We start from the raw sequence: 17,798 nt of genomic DNA, 5'->3' as shown, positions 1-17,798 counted from the left end.
TCAGTCAATGACCGGCGAGCGGCGCTCCAGCAGCAGGGTGTCGCGCCATTGTCCGGCGGCGGGTCCGGTGCTCACGCGAGCAATACGATCCCGCCGCCCGACGATGGCAAAACCATTGGCCTGATGGAGCCGAAGGCTGGCCTCGTTCTCCGGGAAGATGCTGGACTGGATAGTCCAGATTCCCTTCGCCTCGGTGGACGCGGCGAGCGCTTTCAGGAGTCGGGCGCCGATGCCTTGTCCCCTCGCCGCCCCGGCCACGTAAATGGAATGCTCAACCACGCCGGCGTAGGCCGGTCGTGAGGAAACGGGGGAGACTGCAGTCCAGCCCAGGATGGCGTCCTCATTGCTGACTGCCACAAATCGGTGCTCAGGCAATCTGGACTTATTGAAGGCGTCCCATTCGGGTGCGGATGATTCGAATGTGGCGAAGCCGGTGTCGATGCCTTCCTGGAAGATCTCCCTTACCGCCGGCCAGTCCCCAGGCCGCATGGCCCTGAGCGACGCCGTCACAGCTTGGCCAGGATCCCGGATACATCATCCAAGGCGCCGGGAACCAACGAGTAGTAGGCCCACGTTCCGCGCTTCTCCCGGTGCAGTAGCCCTGCGTCAACCAGGATTTTCAGGTGGTGCGACACTGTTGGCTGGCCCAGTCCCAGAGGTTCCGTGAGGTCGCAGACGCACGATTCGCCGGAGGGTTCCCCTTTGACGATGGAGAGGAGTCGTAGCCGGTTGGGATCAGCGAGAGCCTTGAAAACCAAGGCCTTCTGCCTTGCTGCTTCGGCACCCAAGACAGGCCTTCCCGTTGGGGCGCAGCGGGCAGGGGTCGTGGCGGGCTCGAGGGTGGGCAGTGCGGTCATGTACTTATTATGCCTCAACATTGACAATCATCAATATATCTAGGCTGCTCACGTCCTGGCTCTACTTGTCTGCTAAGTGGGGCTCTTTCGCTTCGAGGGGAGCGGCAGACTTCTCATGGCCGTGGGCGATACGGTGCCTGTCGCGGACAGGCCGGTCCCCCAAACTGCACTGACTGAATCCTGAAACTTAGCACGTGGAACCGCGGGGAGAGAGTCAATGACCGATCGCGCTGTGGGCGCCCGTTAGGCTGCTTGGGTGCCCCTCCCGCGGCAAGAAGATCCTCAAAAGTAAGGTTGTTCCGTCCATGACTCATCACGTACTCAACGTTGACGCTGCACTTGGAGCCATCTCCGAGTATTGGCAGCCGCACAGATTGACCAGCATCAATGACTACGATGTAAAAGTTGTGAAGATTCAGGGCGAGTTTGTGTGGCACACCCACCCTGACACCGACGAATTGTTCATGGTGATAAATGGCGAACTCACCATTCAGCTCCGTGACGGCGATGTGGTTCTCGGCCCGAACGACATCTACGTGGTCCCTCGAGGAATCGAGCACTGCCCCAAGGCTGAGAACGAAGTCCAGGCCTTACTTTTTGAGCCGAAGGGAACAGTCAACACAGGCGATGTTGGTGGTGATATGACAGCCCAACTCCGCGAGTTGGGCTAGGAAACAGGACGATGGGTGCTATCTGTTCAGGTGTCCGTTAGGGCAGGGGTGAGCTGAGGTGGGTTCGGCAATGGCCAAGTGCGCCTGATCTGTGGCGAAGGGCGACTTTGCCGACGCAAGGATGGCATTAGCGCAAATTAGGAAACGGGCTTGTCCGCGGCGTGGGGGACAACTACCTCGTCGGCAGTGCGCGCGGATGATGGGAAAAGGATCAGTAGCAGGCCCAGGCCCACGCCCGCGCCAATCAATTGCATCAGGATGAATCCCGGTGCCGAGCCGGGTGCGATGCCCGCGAACGTGTCACTGAAGATCCGGCCCACCGTCACCGCTGGATTAGCAAAGGACGTTGAGGACGTAAACCAGTAGGCGGCGCCGATGTAGGCGCCCACCGCGGGAGCGGCGAGGGAGCCACGCTTGGTGGCGGCCAAGGAAAAGATCAGCAGGACGAGCCCGGCGGTGGCCACAACCTCTGCGAGCAGATGACCTGGGGTGACGCGGTCCTTGGTGGAGATCGACGTCCCCACTTCAAACATGGCGTTCGCCAGAACACTACCCGCGATCCCACCCACGGTTTGCGCTGCAACATAGGTGCCAACCTCACGCAGGGTCAGACTCGTACCGCTGCGCCGGCCCAGCACCCAGTCCACCAAGGAAACCACCGGGTTGAAGTGTGCGCCGCTGACTGGTCCGAAGATGAGTATCAGTACCGTGAGGCCCAGCACGGTGGCTGTGCTGTTCTGGAGCAGCTGCAGGCCAATATCGTTCGGGGAGAGTTGCTGGGCAGTGATTCCGGAGCCAACCACGATAGCGACGAGCAGGCAGGTACCCAGTGCTTCGGCGAGGGCGCGGCGCCACAACAGGGGAGGGTTTGAGGTCATGGCAACCAGCTTGACCGATGAAACTACTTCAGTCAAAATTGAATCAATGAATATTGAGCAAAATGATGCGGTTCAGGCAAGGGTGTCCAAATATGCGGCCCTGGCTGATCCTGCGCGGCTTCGGGTTGTGGACCTGCTGACGCTGGGTGACCTGTCTCCCACGGAGTTGCAGTCGGAGCTTGGAATGACCTCCAATCTCCTGTCCCACCACCTGAAAACCTTGGAGGAAGCAGGCCTCGCTGTGCGGCATCGTTCGGAGGCGGACCGGCGGCGCAGCTACTTCCGCTTGGCGCCGGGCGCGCTGGAGGGGCTCGTTCCCGGTCGGGAGCACGGTGCGCACCGCGTCCTGTTCGTTTGCACCCGCAATAGTGCGCGCTCGCAGCTCGCCGCTGCACTCTGGCGGCAGGTCAGCGACATTCCCTCGGCGTCGGCGGGAACCCACCCCGCGGATCGCGTCGCCCCAGGGGCGGTGGATGTCGCGCGCCGCCATGGAGTGGACCTTGGTAGCTTTGTGCCGCGCCAACTCGAACATGTGGCGCGGGATGAAGACCTGGTAGTAACCGTGTGTGACAACGCCCATGAGGAGCTCCCTGGACTGCGCGGAATTCACTGGTCCGTTCGGGATCCGTTGCGCCTGAACAGTGACCAGGCGTTTGAGGAAGCGTTTGCCGATATTTCACGCCGCGTCCATGATCTGGCCCCCCGCCTCCGTGCCGCCTAGCCCTACAATCTTTCTAATATTGACAATCATCAATCTATAGGCCGATACTCAATGCATCGATGAATATCAATATCATTCATCCCGGCATTGGTACGGCACCTAACCCAATCGCCAACACCAACTGATCCAGGAGAAACCCCAGTGAGCACCGAAACCCTCAAGAAGCCCTCCGTCCTTTTTGTCTGTGTCCACAACGCCGGGCGCTCGCAGATGGCCGCTGCCTTCCTGACCACCCTCTCCGAAGGTGCCATCGAGGTCCGTTCCGCCGGCTCGCAGCCCGCAGACAAGGTCAACCCTGCCGCTGTAGAAGCCATGTCCGAACTGGGCATCGATATGTCCGCCGAGATCCCCAAGGTCCTCACCACAGAGGCCGTCAAGGAATCCGACGTTGTCATCACCATGGGCTGCGGCGACGAGTGCCCGTACTTCCCCGGTAAGCGCTACGAGGACTGGGTCCTTGAGGATCCCGCAGGCCAGGGTGTAGACGCCGTCCGTCCCATCCGCGACGAGATCAAGACCCGCATCGAGGGCCTCATTGCCTCGCTGATCCCCGCGGCCAAGTAACCCAACTGTCAGGAGCGACTCCCGTGAGCAACGAACAACTGATCATCATCGGGTCCGGCCCTGCTGGCTACACGGCGGCGATCTACGCCGCCCGTGCCGGTTTGAACCCCCTGGTTCTGGCCGGTTCTGTCACCGCCGGTGGCGCCCTCATGAACACCACGGAAGTGGAAAACTTTCCCGGCTTCCCGGGTGGCATCCAGGGCCCGGAGCTCATGGACGGCCTACAGGAACAAGCCGAAAAGTTCGGCGCGCGAATAGTGTTCGACGACGTCACTGAGGTTGATCTGAAGGGTCACCTCAAGCGCGTGGTCACCGGAGGCGGCGAGACCCACGGGGCACCTGCAGTGATTCTTGCGACGGGATCTGCCTACAAGGAGCTTGGCCTCCCGGAAGAGAAGAAGCTCAGTGGACACGGTGTGTCCTGGTGCGCAACCTGCGACGGCTTCTTCTTCCGCGAACAGGACATCATCGTTGTGGGCGGTGGTGACTCCGCCATGGAGGAAGCCACCTTCCTGACTCGCTTCGGAAAGTCCGTCACAGTGGTGGTGCGCAAGGATGAGCTGAGGGCTTCGCGCATCATGGCCCAGCGTGCCAAGGACAATCCAAAGATCAGCTTCGCCTGGAACTCCGCCATCACGGCAATCCACGGAGATACCAAAGTCACCGGAGTGACCCTCACTGATACCCGCACCGGCGAAACCCGTGAGCAGGCTGCCACCGGGATCTTCGTGGCCATCGGTCACTTGCCACGTACGGAACTCGTAGCCGGCCAGGTCGATCTGGACGACGAGGGCTACATCAAGGTGGACTCGCCCACCACGGTCACCAACCTTTCCGGCGTCTTCGCGTGCGGCGACGCGGTGGATCACCGGTACCGCCAGGCCATCACCGCAGCAGGGACTGGATGTGCTGCCGCATTGGACGCAGAACGCTACTTGGCCGCACTGGATGACGCGGACAGCATTGCCACGGCTCTGGTGGAAGAGCCAACCCACTTCTGAGCTTTACCAAGGCCGACGTGAGGCCCCCTAGTACGGAGGAATGGACAACCCATGGATGCAGACAAGAAGAGCCTTCCCGTCGCCGTGATCGGCGCAGGCCCCATCGGCCTGGCCGCTGCGGCCCACCTGCTGGAACGCGGGTTGGAACCGGTGGTCTTCGAATCGGGTGCCACCGCCGGCGCTGCCATTGAGCAGTGGCGCCACATCCGTCTGTTCTCCCCGTGGCGGTTTAACCTCGACGACGCCGCCCTCCGGTTGCTCGAGCCCACCGGTTGGGAATCGCCCCGCCTGACAGCGCTGCCGTACGGCGGGGAACTCATCGATCAGTATCTGGCACCGCTGGCTGCAACGCCGGAGATGTCGTCCCGGCTCCAAACTGGATCCCGCGTCCTCGCCGTGACCCGGCAGGGCATGGACAAGACCCATACGCGCAGCCGTGACACCACTCCGTTTATCGTTCGGGTCGAGCACACTTCGGGCGAAGTCCGCGACCATGTTGTGGCAGCTGTCATCGATGCCTCAGGTACTTGGTCAACCCGCAACCCCCTAGGGACTTCAGGGTTGCCCGCCATCGGCGAGTTGAAGGCAGCACACCGGGTCTCCTCACCCCTGCCGGATGTTGTTGGCCGGGACCGGGCCGCTTTCGCGGGCCGCCGCGTCCTGGTGGTCGGCGCTGGACACTCAGCAGCCAATACTCTGATCAACCTTGCGGACCTAGCCAAGGAGGAGCCGGAAACAAGGATCCTCTGGGCCGTGCGTGGTGCTTCGGCAGAGAAGGTGTACGGCGGGGGAGATGCTGACGGATTGCCCGCGCGCGGAATGCTGGGATCCCGCCTCCGTCGGCTGGTCGAAGACGGCCGAATTCAGCTGCACGCGGGCTTCGGTATCAGCTCGCTGACTGAGTCCGAAGGCGGCGTCACCGTCACCTCCGGTGACGGTCGCGCTGTGGTGACGGACGTCGTCGTGCCTTGTACAGGCTTCCGACCCGATCTTGAGATGCTCCGCGAACTGCGCCTCAACCTGGACCCTGCTGTTGAAGCCCCTATGGAATTGGGGCCGCTGATCGATCCCGAATTCCACTCTTGCGGCACGGTCCCGCCGCACGGCGCGAAGGTCCTCGCCCACCCGGAGAAAGACTTCTACATCGTCGGCATGAAGTCGTACGGCCGTGCACCCACCTTCCTGTTGGCCACCGGCTACGAGCAGGTCCGATCCGTGGCTGCGGCACTGGCCGGGGACCACGTGGCAGCGGATACGGTGCACCTTGAGCTGCCGGAAACCGGTGTTTGCTCTTCCGGTGCAGGCACCAGCTGCGATGTTCCTGCCGCCTCCTCCGCGGCGGAAGGGATCGAAGAGGCCAGTGGCTGCTGCGGTACCCCGGAACCTGTACTGATCGGCATCCCCACCGGGCTGGCTCATGGCCGCTCCGGCGCCAACTGACCACCTCAACCAGCCGGACACACCCACGGGAGAACTGCCATGACGGACCACCACGAAACAGTGCTTGGACTGCGGGACAACACCGAAGTCCTGCACCGGATCAGCGACCGCCTTGCCCACCGTTTCAGCGGCGTCTTCGCCCCTGAAACGGTGGAGCGCTACGTCTTTGAGTCCTACACCGCCCTGGCACGGACGGCGAAGATCAGCGCCTACTTGCCCGCTACTACCGAACACTTCGCCAACGACAGGCTCGCTGCGCTGGCCAAGTCCAAGAACGCCGTGGTTTCCGATGTTCCGGAGGTGCTCTTCGTGTGCGTGCAGAACGCGGGCCGGTCCCAGATGGCCGCGGCGCTTCTCCACGTCGAGTCCAAAGGAAAGATCCGGGTCCGTTCAGCGGGTTCCATGCCCGCCTCGGAGCTGGACGCAACGGTGGTGGCTGTCATGGGTGAAATGGGCCTGGACTTGGGCAAGGACTACCCCAAGCCACTCACGGACGATGTTGTGCGGGCCTCGGATGTGGTCATCACCATGGGGTGTGGGGACTCCTGCCCGATCTACCCGGGCAAGCGCTACGAAGACTGGGAACTCACGGACCCCGCCGGCCAGTCCATTGACACCGTCCGCGAAATCCGCGACGAAATCCACCAACGCATCAAGACATTGGTGGCGTCCCTCACGAAAGAAGGAACACGCTCATGACCCTGAAGCACCCCGCCGTCCTGTTTGTCTGCAGCAAAAACGGGGGCAAATCGCAGCTTGCCGCTGGCCTTATGCGCGAGCTCGCCGGCGATCGCGTGACTGTGTTTTCCGCAGGCACCAAGCCGGGCGGTTCCCTGAACGGGCAAGCCGTGGAATCCTTGGCCGAAGTGGGCATTGACGTCACCGGGGAGTACCCCAAGCCTGTTACCGACGAGGTCCTGAGCCTCGTTGACGCCGTCGTGGTTCTGGGTACGGAAGCCAAGCTCGATCCGCCCGCCGGGAAACTGTTTGAAGTGTGGGAGACGGATGAGCCCTCGGAGCGCGGCATCGAGGGCATGGAGCGCATGCGCCTTGTCAGGGATGACATCAGCGCGCGGGTTCAGAAGCTGTATGGGGAACTTGCCATCAGCGGACAGTAGCTACACGCTGACGGTGTTCCGCTCACGGTAGGCATCGGCGGCGTAGACGCCGAGGACGCGGACTTCTGTGGTGAAGAATTCCAGTTCCTCCAAGGCGCGGCGGAGGCGGGCATCCTGGGGGTGGCCCTCGACGTCCGAGATGAACATGGTGGCCGCGAACTCGTTGCCCACCATGTAGCTTTCCAACCGGGTCATGTTGAGCCCGTTGGTCGCGAAACCGCCGAGGGCTTTGTAAAGGGCGGACGGAACGTTACGGACGCGGAACACGAAGCTGGTGATCGCAGGACCGGGCAATTCTTCCTTGCTGGGAAGCTCTCGCTCACGCGCCAGAACCACAAAGCGTGTGGTGTTGGTGGGGTCGTCTTCGACACCGGAGGCCAAGACTTCAAGGCCGTACAGGCGAGCGGCGAGCGGCGGTGCGAGGGACAGTTTGCGGGGATCGTTCCAGTCCCGGACCTCGCGGGCTGACCCGGCCGTGTCACCCGCGATGACGGGCTTGAGGCCAGCTTCACGGATAATTTTCCGGCATTGTCCCAGCGCGTGGATGTGGCTGTGCACTTCAGTGGCACCCTCAATGGTGCTCCCCGGAATTCCCAACAGGTCGAAACGAATAGGCAGGAAATACTCGCCCACGATCTGCAGCTTGGACTGGGGAAGGAGGACGTGGATATCGGCCACGCGGCCGGCGATGGAGTTCTCAATGGGGATCATGGCCAGATCGACTTCGCCCGTGGACACGAGTTCAAACGCGTCCTCAAAGCTCGCACATGGAACGCTTTCGAGTTCGGGGAACATTTCCTTGCACGCGAGATCCGAATTGGCTCCCGGCTCACCTTGGTACGCAATCTTCTGGGACATGGTGCTCATGGTTACACGCGGAGCCCCCGGCAACCCAACCGCGTCCACCCTGTGACTGGAAACCCAACTGGGGGACAGATAACGTTCCTATGAGGGCTCATTGCGACGTTATCTGTCCCCTAGTTGGGTGGGCGCACCCGGGGGTTAGCCGTTGATGACCTGCGGGACGCCTAGGGCTTTGAGGCCCTCGGCGCCGAACTCCAAGCCGTAGCCGGACTGCTTCGCGCCACCGAACGGAATACGCGGATCCACAGCCCCGTGCTTGTTGATCCACACGGTTCCGGCCTGGATGCGTGAGGCGACTTCGCGGGCGGCAGCTACGTCGGAGGACCAGACTGAGGCGCCGAGTCCGACGTCGAGCGCGTTCGCTTTGGCGACTGCCTCATCAACGGTGCTGTACTTGATGATCGGCAGGGCCGGGCCGAACTGTTCCTCGGCGACCAACGGGTTATCGTTGTCGATGTCGGCCACCAGGGTGGTGGGGTAGAAGTTGCCTGGCTGATTGGCGTCGGGGTTGCCGCCGAGCAGCACCCGTGCGCCGGATTCCTTGGCGGCTTCCACCAGGCTGGCCACGATGTCGTATTGCTGCCGGTTCTGCAGTGGGCCCAGAACGTTGTTCTCATCCAGGCCGTTACCCATGGGCATGGCCTGAGCCACGGCGACAAGTTCGGAGCACACGGCGTCGTACTGGGATTCGTGGACGTACAGGCGTTTCAGTGCCGCGCAGGTTTGGCCGGTGTTGATGAACGCACCCCAGAACAGCCCCTCGGCAATTGCCTTGGGATCGGAATCAGGGAGGACGATGCCGGCGTCGTTGCCGCCAAGCTCCAGCGTGAGGCGTTTGACGGTATCGGCCGAGGATCGAATGATCGCCTTGCCCGTGGCGGTGGAGCCGGTGAACATGACCTTGCCGATGGATGGGTGCTCAGCAAGCCGGGCGCCGACGTCGCGGCCGCCGGAGACCACGGACAGCAAGCCATCGGGCAGTTCCTGGTTGATGATTGAGGCGAGTGCCAGCACGGAGAGCGGGGTGTACTCGGAGGGCTTGACCACCACGGCGTTACCCATGCGCAGGGCGGGCGCGATCTGCCAGACGGTGATCATCATCGGCCAGTTCCACGGGCCAATGGCACCCACGACGCCGATGGGACGGTAGTGCAGTTCGGCATGGGTTTCGCCATCGTCCACCACGGTTTCAGGATCCAACGGCGTGGCGGCGGTGGCCCGGAGCCAGGCGGCGCACGCGCCTACTTCGAAACGGGCGTTGGGGCCGTTCAATGGCTTGCCTTGCTCTCGGGAGAGCAGGTGGGCCAGTTCTTCGGCGGAACGTTCGACGGCGTCGGCGGCCTTCATGAGCGCCGCGGACCGGGCGTCGTGGCCCAAGGCAGCCCACGCGGGTTGCGCTGCGGTGGCGGCGGTGATGGCGGATTCGAGGTCTTCGACGGTGTGAACAGGGGCCTGGCCTACGGCCTCACCTGTGGCGGGGTCGAGGATGGTGCGGCTGTTCTGGCCGTCGGCTGGGGTGATCGAGGCCAGCAGGGCGTCGTAAGTCTCCATTGGTACTCCGCTCGGGTAGTAATTCTTGGCGGCCAGTGAGGCACGCGGCGATGTTTCCAGTGTGGTCGGCGTCACGCAGCTGGGCCTTGTCGATGCACGAACAGCCATTGACGGGAAGCGAACGCTTTCCGTTGAGCGCCCTGTGCCTGATAATCGAGCTTGTGACTCTTGCATCCCTCGCCGCCTTCGCCGGCCTCTGCCTGGTCTTGTCCGTGACGCCTGGACCGGACACGTTCCTGGTTCTGCGCATTGCGTTGAACCGTCCCAGCGCTGGAATCGCTGCGGCCGCCGGGTCTGCCGTTGGTGCGATTGCCTGGGCTGCGTTGGTGGGCGTCGGTCTGGCCGCCATCCTGGAGCAGTCCGCGGAATTGTTCCGTTGGGTCAAGATCGCCGGCGGCCTGTACTTGCTGTACTTGGGCGTCTCTTCATTCATCAAGTCCCGGAAAGCGGCAAAAGCAGGTGCCGACGGTTCTGCACCGGAGGCGCCCCTCCCGTACAGCAGGCTTTCCGCGCTGGGGGCAGGGGCACTGTCTACGCTGCTCAACCCCAAGGTTGGCCTGTTCTACCTGGCCGTGGTCCCGCAGTTCATCCCGCACGGCGGCGATACCATGGGCACGTCCCTGATCTTGGGCGTCGTCGTTGCCGGCATCGCTTTCGCGTATCTTTCGATGATCGCCGTCGTCGCGTTCAAAGCGATGCGGTGGCTCAAGCGCCCCAAGGTGAGTATCGTCGTCGAGCGTGTCAGCAGCGGTGTGATCGCCGGGCTGGGCGTGGGCGTGGTGGCGTCCGGCGCCACTAGTTAGGCAACTAGTTCAGCGAGATGCGCAGACGTTCCACGCCCTCGGCGCCTTCCGGCACTTGTTCCATGAGCTCCGGTTCATTTGCAAGGCGACCAAGCATATTTGCCAGATGGTCCCGTTCGGCGCGCTTGTAGATGACGTTACGAAGGTCGGAGGCCCGGACAACCGAGGCCAAGGTAAGGAAGTCGTCGATGTGTCGTTGCCGTAGGGGGTCGTTGAGAATGGTCAACGCTCCGGCTTTGCCGATGAGGCTGCCGAGGATCGTGGGCCGGTTGACGCTGCCGGACGCCGATCCTGCTTGAACTTCGATGGTCTCGGAGCGGTCGAGTGCCTGTTGGCTGGCGGGGGCAGCAATGGTTGTTCCGCCCGTAACTCCCCGTCGCTTCTCGGCGCGTTCCCCCAAATATCGTGGGATGAGGACATCCACCACGGCCTCGCCACGCTTCCATCGATGTTGGTATCCCTCCAGGGATTCTCCACAGGATTCGAAGCCGAGCTCCACAAGGAGTTCAGTGAAATCATGAAGCATCGTGGGGTAGGCCCGGATGTCCAGCGCCATGTCGGCGTCCTTGGTGGCCCGCACGTACGGGGCACCGCGTTCGACAGCGTGCAGGAAGACCGCTTGGCCGCCGACCAGGACCCAACCCTGCGGCATCGCGCTATGGATTTCGAAGACAGCCTGCCACGCTTCCTGTTGTTCGTTAAGCATTGCGGGAAGTTCAACGGGCATGGATGTTCCTGAGGATTTCGCGTGCGGCTTGTTGTTCACGGACACCAGGCCGTTCGGCTAAGTCTGCCGCCACCACTAGTGGGGGAAGTTCGTCGGGGACTTGCTCGGCGGCGCGGAGGATTACATTCGGCCTCCTGCCGGGGGATGGCTCAACTAGGAACCAGTCCTTGACGACGTCCTGAAGTTCGTTGCGTCGCACATAGGCTTCAACCTCTGAGTTGGCCAACAGTCCCGAGCGCGGGTGAGAGACTCCGGAGAGATGGATTCGTTTATCCTCCCGAAGCTCGGCAATGTCGTCCGGGCTGGAAGAGAATTCGAATTTCTCGGCGCGATTGGCCAGCCATGCTGCGAGAAGGTTGATGAGGTCCGGGGAGTCCTGCAGTCGGTTGATGCGCTCTTTCAGGCGATGCTTTTCGACCGGTGAAGGTTCGAAGTGGCCGAGGGGAAAGTGCCGCGGGCTGTCTTCCCAGAAGCAGGACATGAGTTGCCAGGCGCTGCGTTCGGACAGCGGGCGGCCAGCAGGCTTACCAGGCCGATACTGGGCGGCGTCAGCTTCGTCAACGATCCAGCGTCCGCCGACTCGTTGGCCGCGAATACGTCCGGAATGGACGAGCTGCCGTGCTCGGCTCTCGTGGACGTTAAGCCGGTTCGCCAGCTCGGGGATACTCAATACCATTTCATAATCCTATCGTTATCGATATGAATATGTAATAAGTCGGGCGAGCTTGTTGAGATTACATATTTCTAGTGTTGCCGCTACCAATGTGCAATAGCTGTGGCAAGTGCGCCGATGGCGGCAGCCACTACCTAGCCGGCCAGCAGCGCCAGATAGTTATCCAATTGCCCCGCGAGGTCCTGCGAGAAATGCTCTGCGGGGGACAACGCCACAACGATCTGCGCACCGAGCATCATGTTCAGCAGGTGATCGGCGACGGCGGCGTCCCCTATGGGGGCTTTGATCTCACCTGCCGCCCGGGCTGCTGCGCAATGACCGGTGATGGTGGTGTGCCACTGGCTCATGGACTCGCTGTGAAGTGAAGCCATGTCCGCGTCATTGAGTGCCTTCTGCCAGAACGGAATCACGATGCGGGCTTCATTGACGCGTTCCTCATCCAGTGGCAGGACTTCTGCGCAGAACGCCCGGAGGGCCGCTACGCCTGATAGTCCCTCGGTCATGGCGGCGATGCGCTGGTTGGTGCGGTTGAACACGTGCCCGAACGCGGACGTCAGGAGCAGGTCCTTGGTGGGGAAGTAGGGCTTCAGGGCGCCGTTGGCGAAACCCGCTTCCTCGGCGATTTCCCGCATGGTGGCGCCTTCCATGCCCAGCCTCGCGATGATGCGCCAGGTTGCGTCTACCAGTTCGAGGCGTCGTTGATCGTGGTCCACAATCTTTGGCACTGAAGGGGCTCCCGGAAAACAAATGGCGGACAGGTCTTGTGACCCATCTTACGTTTTGGTTATTCTCTACATCTATAGAAAATAAACCTTGACCCATCATAGGTCCCGGACAAGAGGCAGCCATGACGCCCACAGCAACTGAGACAGCAACTGAAGCCGTCGCCCTTGAGGAAACGCAGTACGCCCTGGCAACGGGCGCCGAAATTTCCCAGGTGCAGGCGATCCTGCAGGCGACCGGCCACCTTGGCGCCGAAAAGCGAATCGCCTACTTGGGGCTGGTGGACCCGACCCACAACCAGTCAGTGCAGGATCGCCGTTTCCGCGTCTTCATCCATGACATTTCCGGCGGAGCCCCCAGCGACCTCCTCGTGTCCGTGACACGCGGAGAAATCCTGAAAGCCATCGAGCTGGATACCAAGGTCTCCGGTGAACTCCCCGTGCTGGAAGAGGAGTTCGAGGTTGTGGAGACTCTCCTCGCAACCGATGAGCGCTGGCTGGCCGCCCTCGCTGCGCGCGACCTGGACGTCGCCAAAGTACGCGTTGCTCCACTGTCCGCCGGCGTCTTCGAGTACGACGACGAGAAAGGTCGCCGCATCCTGCGCGGCCTCGCCTTTGTGCAGGATTTCCCGGAAGACAGCGCGTGGGCCCATCCCGTAGATGGCCTGGTGGCCTACGTGGATGTGGTCAACAAGGAAGTTACCCAGGTCATCGACCTCGGCGTCATGCCGATCCCGGCAGAGCACGGAAACTACACCGATCCTGAACTGACCGGTCCGCTCCGCGAAACACAGAAGCCCATCAGCATCACCCAGCCGGAGGGCCCAAGTTTCACGGTCACCGGCGGCAACCATGTTGAGTGGGAAAAGTGGAGCGTAGACGTCGGCTTCGACGTCCGCGAAGGAGTTGTCCTCCACAACCTTGCCTTCAAGGACGGCGACCAAAAGCGTCCCATCATCAACCGCGCCTCAATCGCAGAAATGGTGGTTCCCTACGGGGATCCTTCGCCCATCCGGTCATGGCAGAACTACTTCGACACCGGCGAGTACCTGGTGGGCCAGTACGCCAACTCCCTGGAACTGGGCTGCGACTGCCTGGGCGACATCACCTACCTCAGCCCTGTCATCAGCGACGCTTTCGGCAACCCCCGCGAGATCCGCAACGGCATCTGCATGCACGAGGAAGACTGGGGCATCCTTTCCAAGCACTCAGACCTCTGGACCGGGATCAACTACACCCGCCGCAACCGCCGCCTGGTGATCTCTTTCTTCACCACCATCGGCAACTACGACTACGGCTTTTACTGGTACCTCTACCTGGACGGCACCATCGAGTTCGAGGCCAAAGCCACCGGCATTGTCTTCACCAGTGCCTTCCCGGAAGGAGGTTCGGACAACATCTCCCAACTCGCACCTGGCCTCGGCGCACCGTTCCACCAGCACCTCTTCAGCGCGCGCCTGGACATGGCCATTGACGGCTTCACCAACCGCGTGGAAGAAGAAGACGTGGTCCGCCAGGCCATTGGCGAAGGCAACGAACGGGGCAATGCGTTCTCCCGCAAGCGCACAGTCCTGACAAAAGAGTCCGAGGCCGTCCGCGAAGCCGACGCCCGCGCTGGCAGGACGTGGATCATTTCCAACCCTGAATCCCGGAATCGTCTCGGCGAGCCCGTTGGTTACAAGCTCCACGCCCAGAATCAGCCCACCCTGCTTGCCGACCCCGGCTCGTCCATTGCGAAGCGCGCGGCTTTCGCTACCAAGGACCTGTGGGTCACCCGCTACTCCGACGAAGAGCGCTACCCCACGGGCGACTTCGTGAACCAGCACTCCGGCGGCGCTGGCCTGCCCGCCTACGTTGCCCAGGATCGCGAAATTGATGGCCAGGACATCGTGGTGTGGCACACCTTTGGCCTCACGCACTTCCCACGGGTGGAAGATTGGCCGATCATGCCCGTGGACACTGTTGGCTTCAAGCTCCGGCCGGAAGGCTTCTTCGACCGCAGCCCGGTGTTGGACGTGCCGGCCAGCGCTTCGGGTTTGAGCTGCCACAGTCCTGCCGCGACCGGCGAAGAGCACGGCGAACACGGCGGACACGGCGAACCTGCCGGGCACTGCCACTAAACCGCAGCCCGGACACAGAGATGACAACCATGACAGGACGGGTCCGGGCCTCCGGGCCTGTCCTGCACCCCCGGATCTGCGCGGCCCTCACAGCTGTCTCCTGCCTGGTGCATCTATGGCTCGCAGCCTCGGGACACCACCGGATCTGGGTCGGCGTCCTCATGATCAGTCTGGCGGCGGTCTGCATTCCCTGCACGATTCACATCTGGCGCCACAGCAGGGTAGATGCGCTCCACCAAGTGACCACGTCGGCCTTGGCCATGGTGGGCCTCCACGCCGTCCTGCTGCTGGGAGCGGGCGGTTCCGGACACGCCCACGGTGTGGGACCGGCGTCGAACGCTGTTGATACCTCCGGCGCGGCGGGACTGCTGTTGGTGATTGGACTGGAAATCACGACGGCGTTACTCGCCGCGACGCTGGTTGCCCGCCTGAGGCGGGCTAAGCGTGGCGGGTTCGCGGGAAACCTGCTAATTCGCACGGAAGTTTCCCCGCGAACGGGCAGCTTTCCCGCTAGTTCGAGCCACCACTGAGCGAAACCCGCGTCAGCTTGTCCGGGTTGGAGAGTTGGCGCAGTTCGCGGATGCTCCCGTCCGGGGCGGTATCGATCACCAGGATGTCGGAGCGGCCATGATGCCTGAGCACCAAGGCCGCTTCGCTGTTCACCTCAATGACCCAGGCGCGTACCGGCTCCACGGGATCGAAAACCATCGCTTTGCCGAGGATGCCGGCAAAGAAGCGCGCGATCCTGGCTGCTCCGAACAGCGGGTTCATGGCACTCTTGACCTTGCCGCCGCCGTCGGCCCAGAGAACGGCGTCCCGATCCAGCATCGCTACAACCGTGTCAATCTCACCCTGCTCGATGGCGAGAACCAGTTTCTCCAAGGCTGCGCGGTCCTTGGCCCGGGGAGCGGGTGCCTCCGGATCGATCTCCAGCCGACGCTCCGCCCGGGAAATCATCTGGCGCACGGCCGCGGGGGTCTTCTCTAGGATGTCCGCGATTTCCGGAGCGGACATCGCGAAGGCACGGTGCAACACCAGCGCCGCCCTGGCCTCAGGCGCCAGTTGTTCGGCCAAGTGCAGCAAGGTCAGGGACAGGAGCTCGCGGTTGGCCACTGTTTCTTCCGGGAGTTTGGACGCGTCCACCGGTTCGGGCAGCCACGGACCGGTGTATTCCTCCCGCACGGCGGCGAGTTGGCGCACCCGATCAACCGAGCGGCGTACGCACACGGTTGTGAGCCATGCCGGCCAGGAATCCACGCGGTCCGCGTCGGCTTTCCGCTCTCGTTGGACCGCATCAATCGCCACTTCAGAGACCACGTCCTCCGCATGCCCGAAGTCGCCCAACATTCTGTAAGCGATCCCCAAGAGGCGATTCCGTTCGCTCTGCCACGCCGAAGTGGCTGACACCGCAAGAGTCATGCTGCCAACGCTACCTCTCAGACGATCGGGTTCTTCTCATCTACGGGCGGCTCCATTTGTGTGCTGACGGCGATCCTGTTCCACACGTTGATGGTGGAGATGGCGAGGATCAGGCCGCCCATCTGGCTGTCATCGAAATGCGTGGCAGCAGCGTTCCAGATTTCGTCAGTGACACTCTCCGGGCCCAGTTGGGTTACCGCGTCCGTCAGGGCAAGAACTGCCTGCTCGCGCGCATCGAAGAACACCTTCGAATGTTGCCACGCCGCTACGGCATGCAGCTTCCTTTCCGGGATACCGCGCTTCCGGCCGTCGGTGGCATGCATGTCCACGCAGAAGCCGCAGCCGTTGAGAATGGAGGCGCGAAGTTTGATCAGTTCGTACAGATCGGGATCGACTGACTTGCGGGCATAGCCTTCGAGTCCGATGACGGCGGCGTAGCCGAGCTTGTTGCTGCGGCCAATATTGATGCGGGGCATGCTGTTTTCCCTTCAGTGGTGGTGCCTTACATCAGGGATGTCGGATGCGGTGCCGAAAGTGTGACAGGGGCGGCAAATTGTTAGAGTCAGTCGATGCGCGCAGTAGTTTTTGATGAGGTCCGAACCCAGCCCGACGTCAGGGAAGTAGCCAAGCCCCAAGCTCCCGTTGGAGGCGTGGTGGTGAAAGTGCTTGCGACAGGCATGTGCCGCAGCGACTGGCACGCCTGGGCCGGACACGATGACATCGCCATGCCCCATGTGCCGGGCCATGAGCTCGCCGGTGTTATCGACGCCGTCGGGGAAGGCGTCCAGCGCTGGAAGGTGGGCGACCGCGTCACCGTCCCGTTCGTCTGCGGCTGCGGCGCCTGCGAATGGTGCCTGGCCGGCGACGCACAGGTCTGCCCGGACCAGCAGCAGCCCGGTTTCACCCACTGGGGATCGTTCGCCGAGTTTGTGGCCTTGCACGCTGCTGACAGTAACCTGGTTGCCATCCCTGAGAGTGTTGAATTCACGACGGCGGCAAGCCTCGGCTGCCGCTTCGCCACGGCATACCGTGCGTTGGCAGCCCGTGCGCAGGTCAAGGCCGGCGAATGGGTGACCGTGATTGGCGCGGGCGGCGTGGGGCTGAGCGCCGTGATGATCGCCAAGGCCATGGGAGCGAGGGTCATTGCCGTGGACCGGAACCCCGAGGCACTGGCCGTGGCTGCGCGCCTGGGGGCTGAACATACTGTGCTCGCTGACGGCGCGGACATCCCTGCTGCAGTCAACGTCCTCTCCGGCGGAGGCAGCCACGTGGCGGTAGACGCCGTCGGAAGTGAACAAACCTGCGCCGATGCCATCCTCAGCCTTCGCAGGCGCGGCCGGCACGTCCAGATCGGTTTGCTGCCGTCCGTCGACGGCAACCCGCAAGTGCCCATGGCACGTGTGATCGGCTGGGAACTCGACCTCTTGGGCAGTCACGGCATGGCCGCGGTTGACTACCCGGGCATGATGGCCCTCATCGAACAGGGCGCGCTCCAACCGCAGCTGCTGATTGAACGCACCATTGGCCTGGAAGACGCTGCGGCACTGCTGCCCGGTTTCGATCAGGCCAACCCCGCCGGCATGACCATGGTGGACCCTGCTTTGTAAGAGCCCCGCGCGTGCCCAACTGGGTCGCAGCAGTGCGCGTTTTGGACGCTCAAAACGCGCAC

21 protein-coding genes are annotated in these 17,798 nt (G+C 62.7%); 11 read left to right on the top strand and 10 right to left on the bottom strand.

Annotated features, from left to right (window positions below; all coding sequences use genetic code 11):
- The gene (locus KCX59_RS19480; protein ID WP_179017745.1) at positions 1–510 is read right to left on the bottom strand and encodes a GNAT family N-acetyltransferase; all 510 of its coding nucleotides are present in this window, start codon (positions 508–510) and stop codon (positions 1–3) included.
- A complete protein-coding gene (locus KCX59_RS19475; RefSeq protein ID WP_178995859.1) occupies positions 507–857 on the bottom strand; it encodes an ArsR/SmtB family transcription factor in 351 nt (116 codons plus the stop codon). Before KCX59_RS19475 ends, KCX59_RS19480 begins: the two co-directional genes overlap by 4 nt.
- A 305-nt stretch (positions 858–1,162) precedes the next feature.
- Between KCX59_RS19475 and KCX59_RS19470 the strand changes: the two genes are divergently transcribed.
- Positions 1,163–1,528, top strand: a complete 366-nt coding sequence (locus KCX59_RS19470) for a cupin domain-containing protein (RefSeq protein WP_178995860.1) — start codon at positions 1,163–1,165, stop codon at positions 1,526–1,528.
- A gap of 137 nt (positions 1,529–1,665) precedes the next feature.
- Here KCX59_RS19470 and KCX59_RS19465 read toward each other — a convergent pair whose 3' ends face one another.
- Entirely contained in the window at positions 1,666–2,406 is a 741-nt protein-coding gene (locus KCX59_RS19465) for an aquaporin (protein ID WP_179017817.1), read from the bottom strand.
- 46 nt (positions 2,407–2,452) lie between these two features.
- On the opposite strand from KCX59_RS19465, the gene KCX59_RS19460 reads away from it, so the two are divergent.
- The 6 genes from KCX59_RS19460 to KCX59_RS19435 all read left to right on the top strand — a co-directional run bounded on the left by KCX59_RS19460 (position 2,453) and on the right by KCX59_RS19435 (position 7,250).
- Positions 2,453–3,127, top strand: coding sequence for a metalloregulator ArsR/SmtB family transcription factor (locus KCX59_RS19460; protein ID WP_179017744.1), 675 nt, complete (start codon positions 2,453–2,455; stop codon positions 3,125–3,127).
- A 141-nt stretch (positions 3,128–3,268) separates the two neighbouring features.
- Entirely contained in the window at positions 3,269–3,691 is a 423-nt protein-coding gene (locus KCX59_RS19455; protein WP_178995866.1) for an arsenate reductase ArsC, read from the top strand.
- Between the two features lie 23 nt (positions 3,692–3,714).
- Positions 3,715–4,692: a thioredoxin-disulfide reductase gene (gene trxB, locus KCX59_RS19450; protein ID WP_179017743.1), complete on the top strand. Its 978-nt coding sequence runs from the start codon at positions 3,715–3,717 to the stop codon at positions 4,690–4,692.
- Between the two features lie 51 nt (positions 4,693–4,743).
- Positions 4,744–6,132 carry an NAD(P)-binding domain-containing protein gene (locus tag KCX59_RS19445; protein WP_179017742.1) on the top strand — a complete coding sequence of 463 codons (1,389 nt, stop codon included), beginning with the start codon at positions 4,744–4,746 and terminating at the stop codon, positions 6,130–6,132.
- A 39-nt stretch (positions 6,133–6,171) separates the two neighbouring features.
- Positions 6,172–6,831, top strand: coding sequence for an arsenate reductase ArsC (locus KCX59_RS19440; RefSeq protein WP_179017741.1), 660 nt, complete (start codon positions 6,172–6,174; stop codon positions 6,829–6,831).
- Positions 6,828–7,250, top strand: coding sequence for a low molecular weight phosphatase family protein (locus tag KCX59_RS19435; protein WP_179017740.1), 423 nt, complete (start codon positions 6,828–6,830; stop codon positions 7,248–7,250). The genes KCX59_RS19440 and KCX59_RS19435 overlap by 4 nt, the downstream gene beginning before the upstream one ends.
- Here KCX59_RS19435 and KCX59_RS19430 read toward each other — a convergent pair whose 3' ends face one another.
- Both KCX59_RS19430 and KCX59_RS19425 read right to left on the bottom strand, forming a co-directional pair.
- On the bottom strand, positions 7,251–8,108 hold the full coding sequence (locus tag KCX59_RS19430; RefSeq protein WP_179017739.1) for a prephenate dehydratase: 858 nt from the start codon (positions 8,106–8,108) through the stop codon (positions 7,251–7,253). It lies immediately after the preceding gene.
- Between the two features lie 144 nt (positions 8,109–8,252).
- The gene (locus KCX59_RS19425; RefSeq protein WP_179017816.1) at positions 8,253–9,665 is read right to left on the bottom strand and encodes an aldehyde dehydrogenase family protein; all 1,413 of its coding nucleotides are present in this window, start codon (positions 9,663–9,665) and stop codon (positions 8,253–8,255) included.
- A 161-nt stretch (positions 9,666–9,826) separates the two neighbouring features.
- On the opposite strand from KCX59_RS19425, the gene KCX59_RS19420 reads away from it, so the two are divergent.
- A complete protein-coding gene (locus KCX59_RS19420) occupies positions 9,827–10,468 on the top strand; it encodes a LysE family translocator (RefSeq protein ID WP_178995876.1) in 642 nt (213 codons plus the stop codon).
- Positions 10,469–10,472: 4 nt separating this feature from the next.
- Here the strand turns inward: KCX59_RS19420 and KCX59_RS19415 are convergent, their stop codons facing one another.
- The 3 genes from KCX59_RS19415 to KCX59_RS19405 form a co-directional block, all read right to left on the bottom strand.
- Entirely contained in the window at positions 10,473–11,195 is a 723-nt protein-coding gene (locus tag KCX59_RS19415; protein ID WP_179017738.1) for a hypothetical protein, read from the bottom strand.
- Entirely contained in the window at positions 11,185–11,871 is a 687-nt protein-coding gene (locus tag KCX59_RS19410) for a helix-turn-helix domain-containing protein (RefSeq protein WP_179017737.1), read from the bottom strand. The genes KCX59_RS19415 and KCX59_RS19410 overlap by 11 nt, the downstream gene beginning before the upstream one ends.
- A gap of 131 nt (positions 11,872–12,002) precedes the next feature.
- Positions 12,003–12,593 carry a TetR/AcrR family transcriptional regulator gene (locus KCX59_RS19405; protein ID WP_179017736.1) on the bottom strand — a complete coding sequence of 197 codons (591 nt, stop codon included), beginning with the start codon at positions 12,591–12,593 and terminating at the stop codon, positions 12,003–12,005.
- Positions 12,594–12,715: 122 nt separating this feature from the next.
- Here KCX59_RS19405 and KCX59_RS19400 point away from each other — a divergent pair, with 122 nt between their 5' ends.
- A complete protein-coding gene (locus KCX59_RS19400; protein WP_179017735.1) occupies positions 12,716–14,710 on the top strand; it encodes a primary-amine oxidase in 1,995 nt (664 codons plus the stop codon).
- Between the two features lie 20 nt (positions 14,711–14,730).
- Complete coding sequence (locus tag KCX59_RS19395) at positions 14,731–15,240, top strand: hypothetical protein (protein ID WP_434122535.1); 510 nt, start codon at positions 14,731–14,733, stop codon at positions 15,238–15,240.
- Here the strand turns inward: KCX59_RS19395 and KCX59_RS19390 are convergent.
- Entirely contained in the window at positions 15,221–16,129 is a 909-nt protein-coding gene (locus KCX59_RS19390; RefSeq protein ID WP_179017734.1) for a sigma-70 family RNA polymerase sigma factor, read from the bottom strand. The two genes, KCX59_RS19395 and KCX59_RS19390, sit on opposite strands and share 20 nt — an antisense overlap.
- Before the next feature lie 17 nt (positions 16,130–16,146).
- Positions 16,147–16,605: a carboxymuconolactone decarboxylase family protein gene (locus tag KCX59_RS19385; RefSeq protein WP_179017733.1), complete on the bottom strand. Its 459-nt coding sequence runs from the start codon at positions 16,603–16,605 to the stop codon at positions 16,147–16,149.
- 93 nt (positions 16,606–16,698) lie between these two features.
- Between KCX59_RS19385 and KCX59_RS19380 the strand changes: the two genes are divergently transcribed.
- Positions 16,699–17,736 (top strand): zinc-dependent alcohol dehydrogenase family protein, encoded by a 1,038-nt coding sequence (locus tag KCX59_RS19380; protein ID WP_179017732.1) that lies wholly within the window; start codon positions 16,699–16,701, stop codon positions 17,734–17,736.
- Positions 17,737–17,798: the final 62 nt, after the last annotated feature.

Source organism: Paenarthrobacter nitroguajacolicus (assembly GCF_051027655.1).
Classification (GTDB): Bacteria; Actinomycetota; Actinomycetes; order Actinomycetales; family Micrococcaceae; genus Arthrobacter; species Arthrobacter nitroguajacolicus.
The sequence above is the reverse complement of the archived record's forward strand: the minus strand, read 5'-3'. Positions and strand labels throughout refer to the sequence as shown.

What these genes read in the sequence shown, in the direction of transcription:
- KCX59_RS19390 (WP_179017734.1), bottom strand. Translation starts at nt 16,129, where the DNA reads ATGACTCTTGCGGTGTCAGCCACTTCGGCGTGGCAGAGCGAACGGAAT.
- KCX59_RS19440 (WP_179017741.1), top strand. Translation starts at nt 6,172, where the DNA reads ATGACGGACCACCACGAAACAGTGCTTGGACTGCGGGACAACACCGAA.
- KCX59_RS19400 (WP_179017735.1), top strand. Translation starts at nt 12,716, where the DNA reads ATGACGCCCACAGCAACTGAGACAGCAACTGAAGCCGTCGCCCTTGAG.
- KCX59_RS19395 (WP_434122535.1), top strand. Translation starts at nt 14,731, where the DNA reads ATGACAACCATGACAGGACGGGTCCGGGCCTCCGGGCCTGTCCTGCAC.
- KCX59_RS19475 (WP_178995859.1), bottom strand. Translation starts at nt 857, where the DNA reads ATGACCGCACTGCCCACCCTCGAGCCCGCCACGACCCCTGCCCGCTGC.
- KCX59_RS19465 (WP_179017817.1), bottom strand. Translation starts at nt 2,406, where the DNA reads ATGACCTCAAACCCTCCCCTGTTGTGGCGCCGCGCCCTCGCCGAAGCA.
- KCX59_RS19425 (WP_179017816.1), bottom strand. Translation starts at nt 9,665, where the DNA reads ATGGAGACTTACGACGCCCTGCTGGCCTCGATCACCCCAGCCGACGGC.
- KCX59_RS19445 (WP_179017742.1), top strand. Translation starts at nt 4,744, where the DNA reads ATGGATGCAGACAAGAAGAGCCTTCCCGTCGCCGTGATCGGCGCAGGC.
- KCX59_RS19415 (WP_179017738.1), bottom strand. Translation starts at nt 11,195, where the DNA reads ATGCCCGTTGAACTTCCCGCAATGCTTAACGAACAACAGGAAGCGTGG.
- KCX59_RS19470 (WP_178995860.1), top strand. Translation starts at nt 1,163, where the DNA reads ATGACTCATCACGTACTCAACGTTGACGCTGCACTTGGAGCCATCTCC.
- KCX59_RS19410 (WP_179017737.1), bottom strand. Translation starts at nt 11,871, where the DNA reads ATGGTATTGAGTATCCCCGAGCTGGCGAACCGGCTTAACGTCCACGAG.
- KCX59_RS19460 (WP_179017744.1), top strand. Translation starts at nt 2,453, where the DNA reads ATGAATATTGAGCAAAATGATGCGGTTCAGGCAAGGGTGTCCAAATAT.
- KCX59_RS19380 (WP_179017732.1), top strand. Translation starts at nt 16,699, where the DNA reads ATGCGCGCAGTAGTTTTTGATGAGGTCCGAACCCAGCCCGACGTCAGG.
- KCX59_RS19435 (WP_179017740.1), top strand. Translation starts at nt 6,828, where the DNA reads ATGACCCTGAAGCACCCCGCCGTCCTGTTTGTCTGCAGCAAAAACGGG.
- KCX59_RS19430 (WP_179017739.1), bottom strand. Translation starts at nt 8,108, where the DNA reads ATGTCCCAGAAGATTGCGTACCAAGGTGAGCCGGGAGCCAATTCGGAT.
- KCX59_RS19385 (WP_179017733.1), bottom strand. Translation starts at nt 16,605, where the DNA reads ATGCCCCGCATCAATATTGGCCGCAGCAACAAGCTCGGCTACGCCGCC.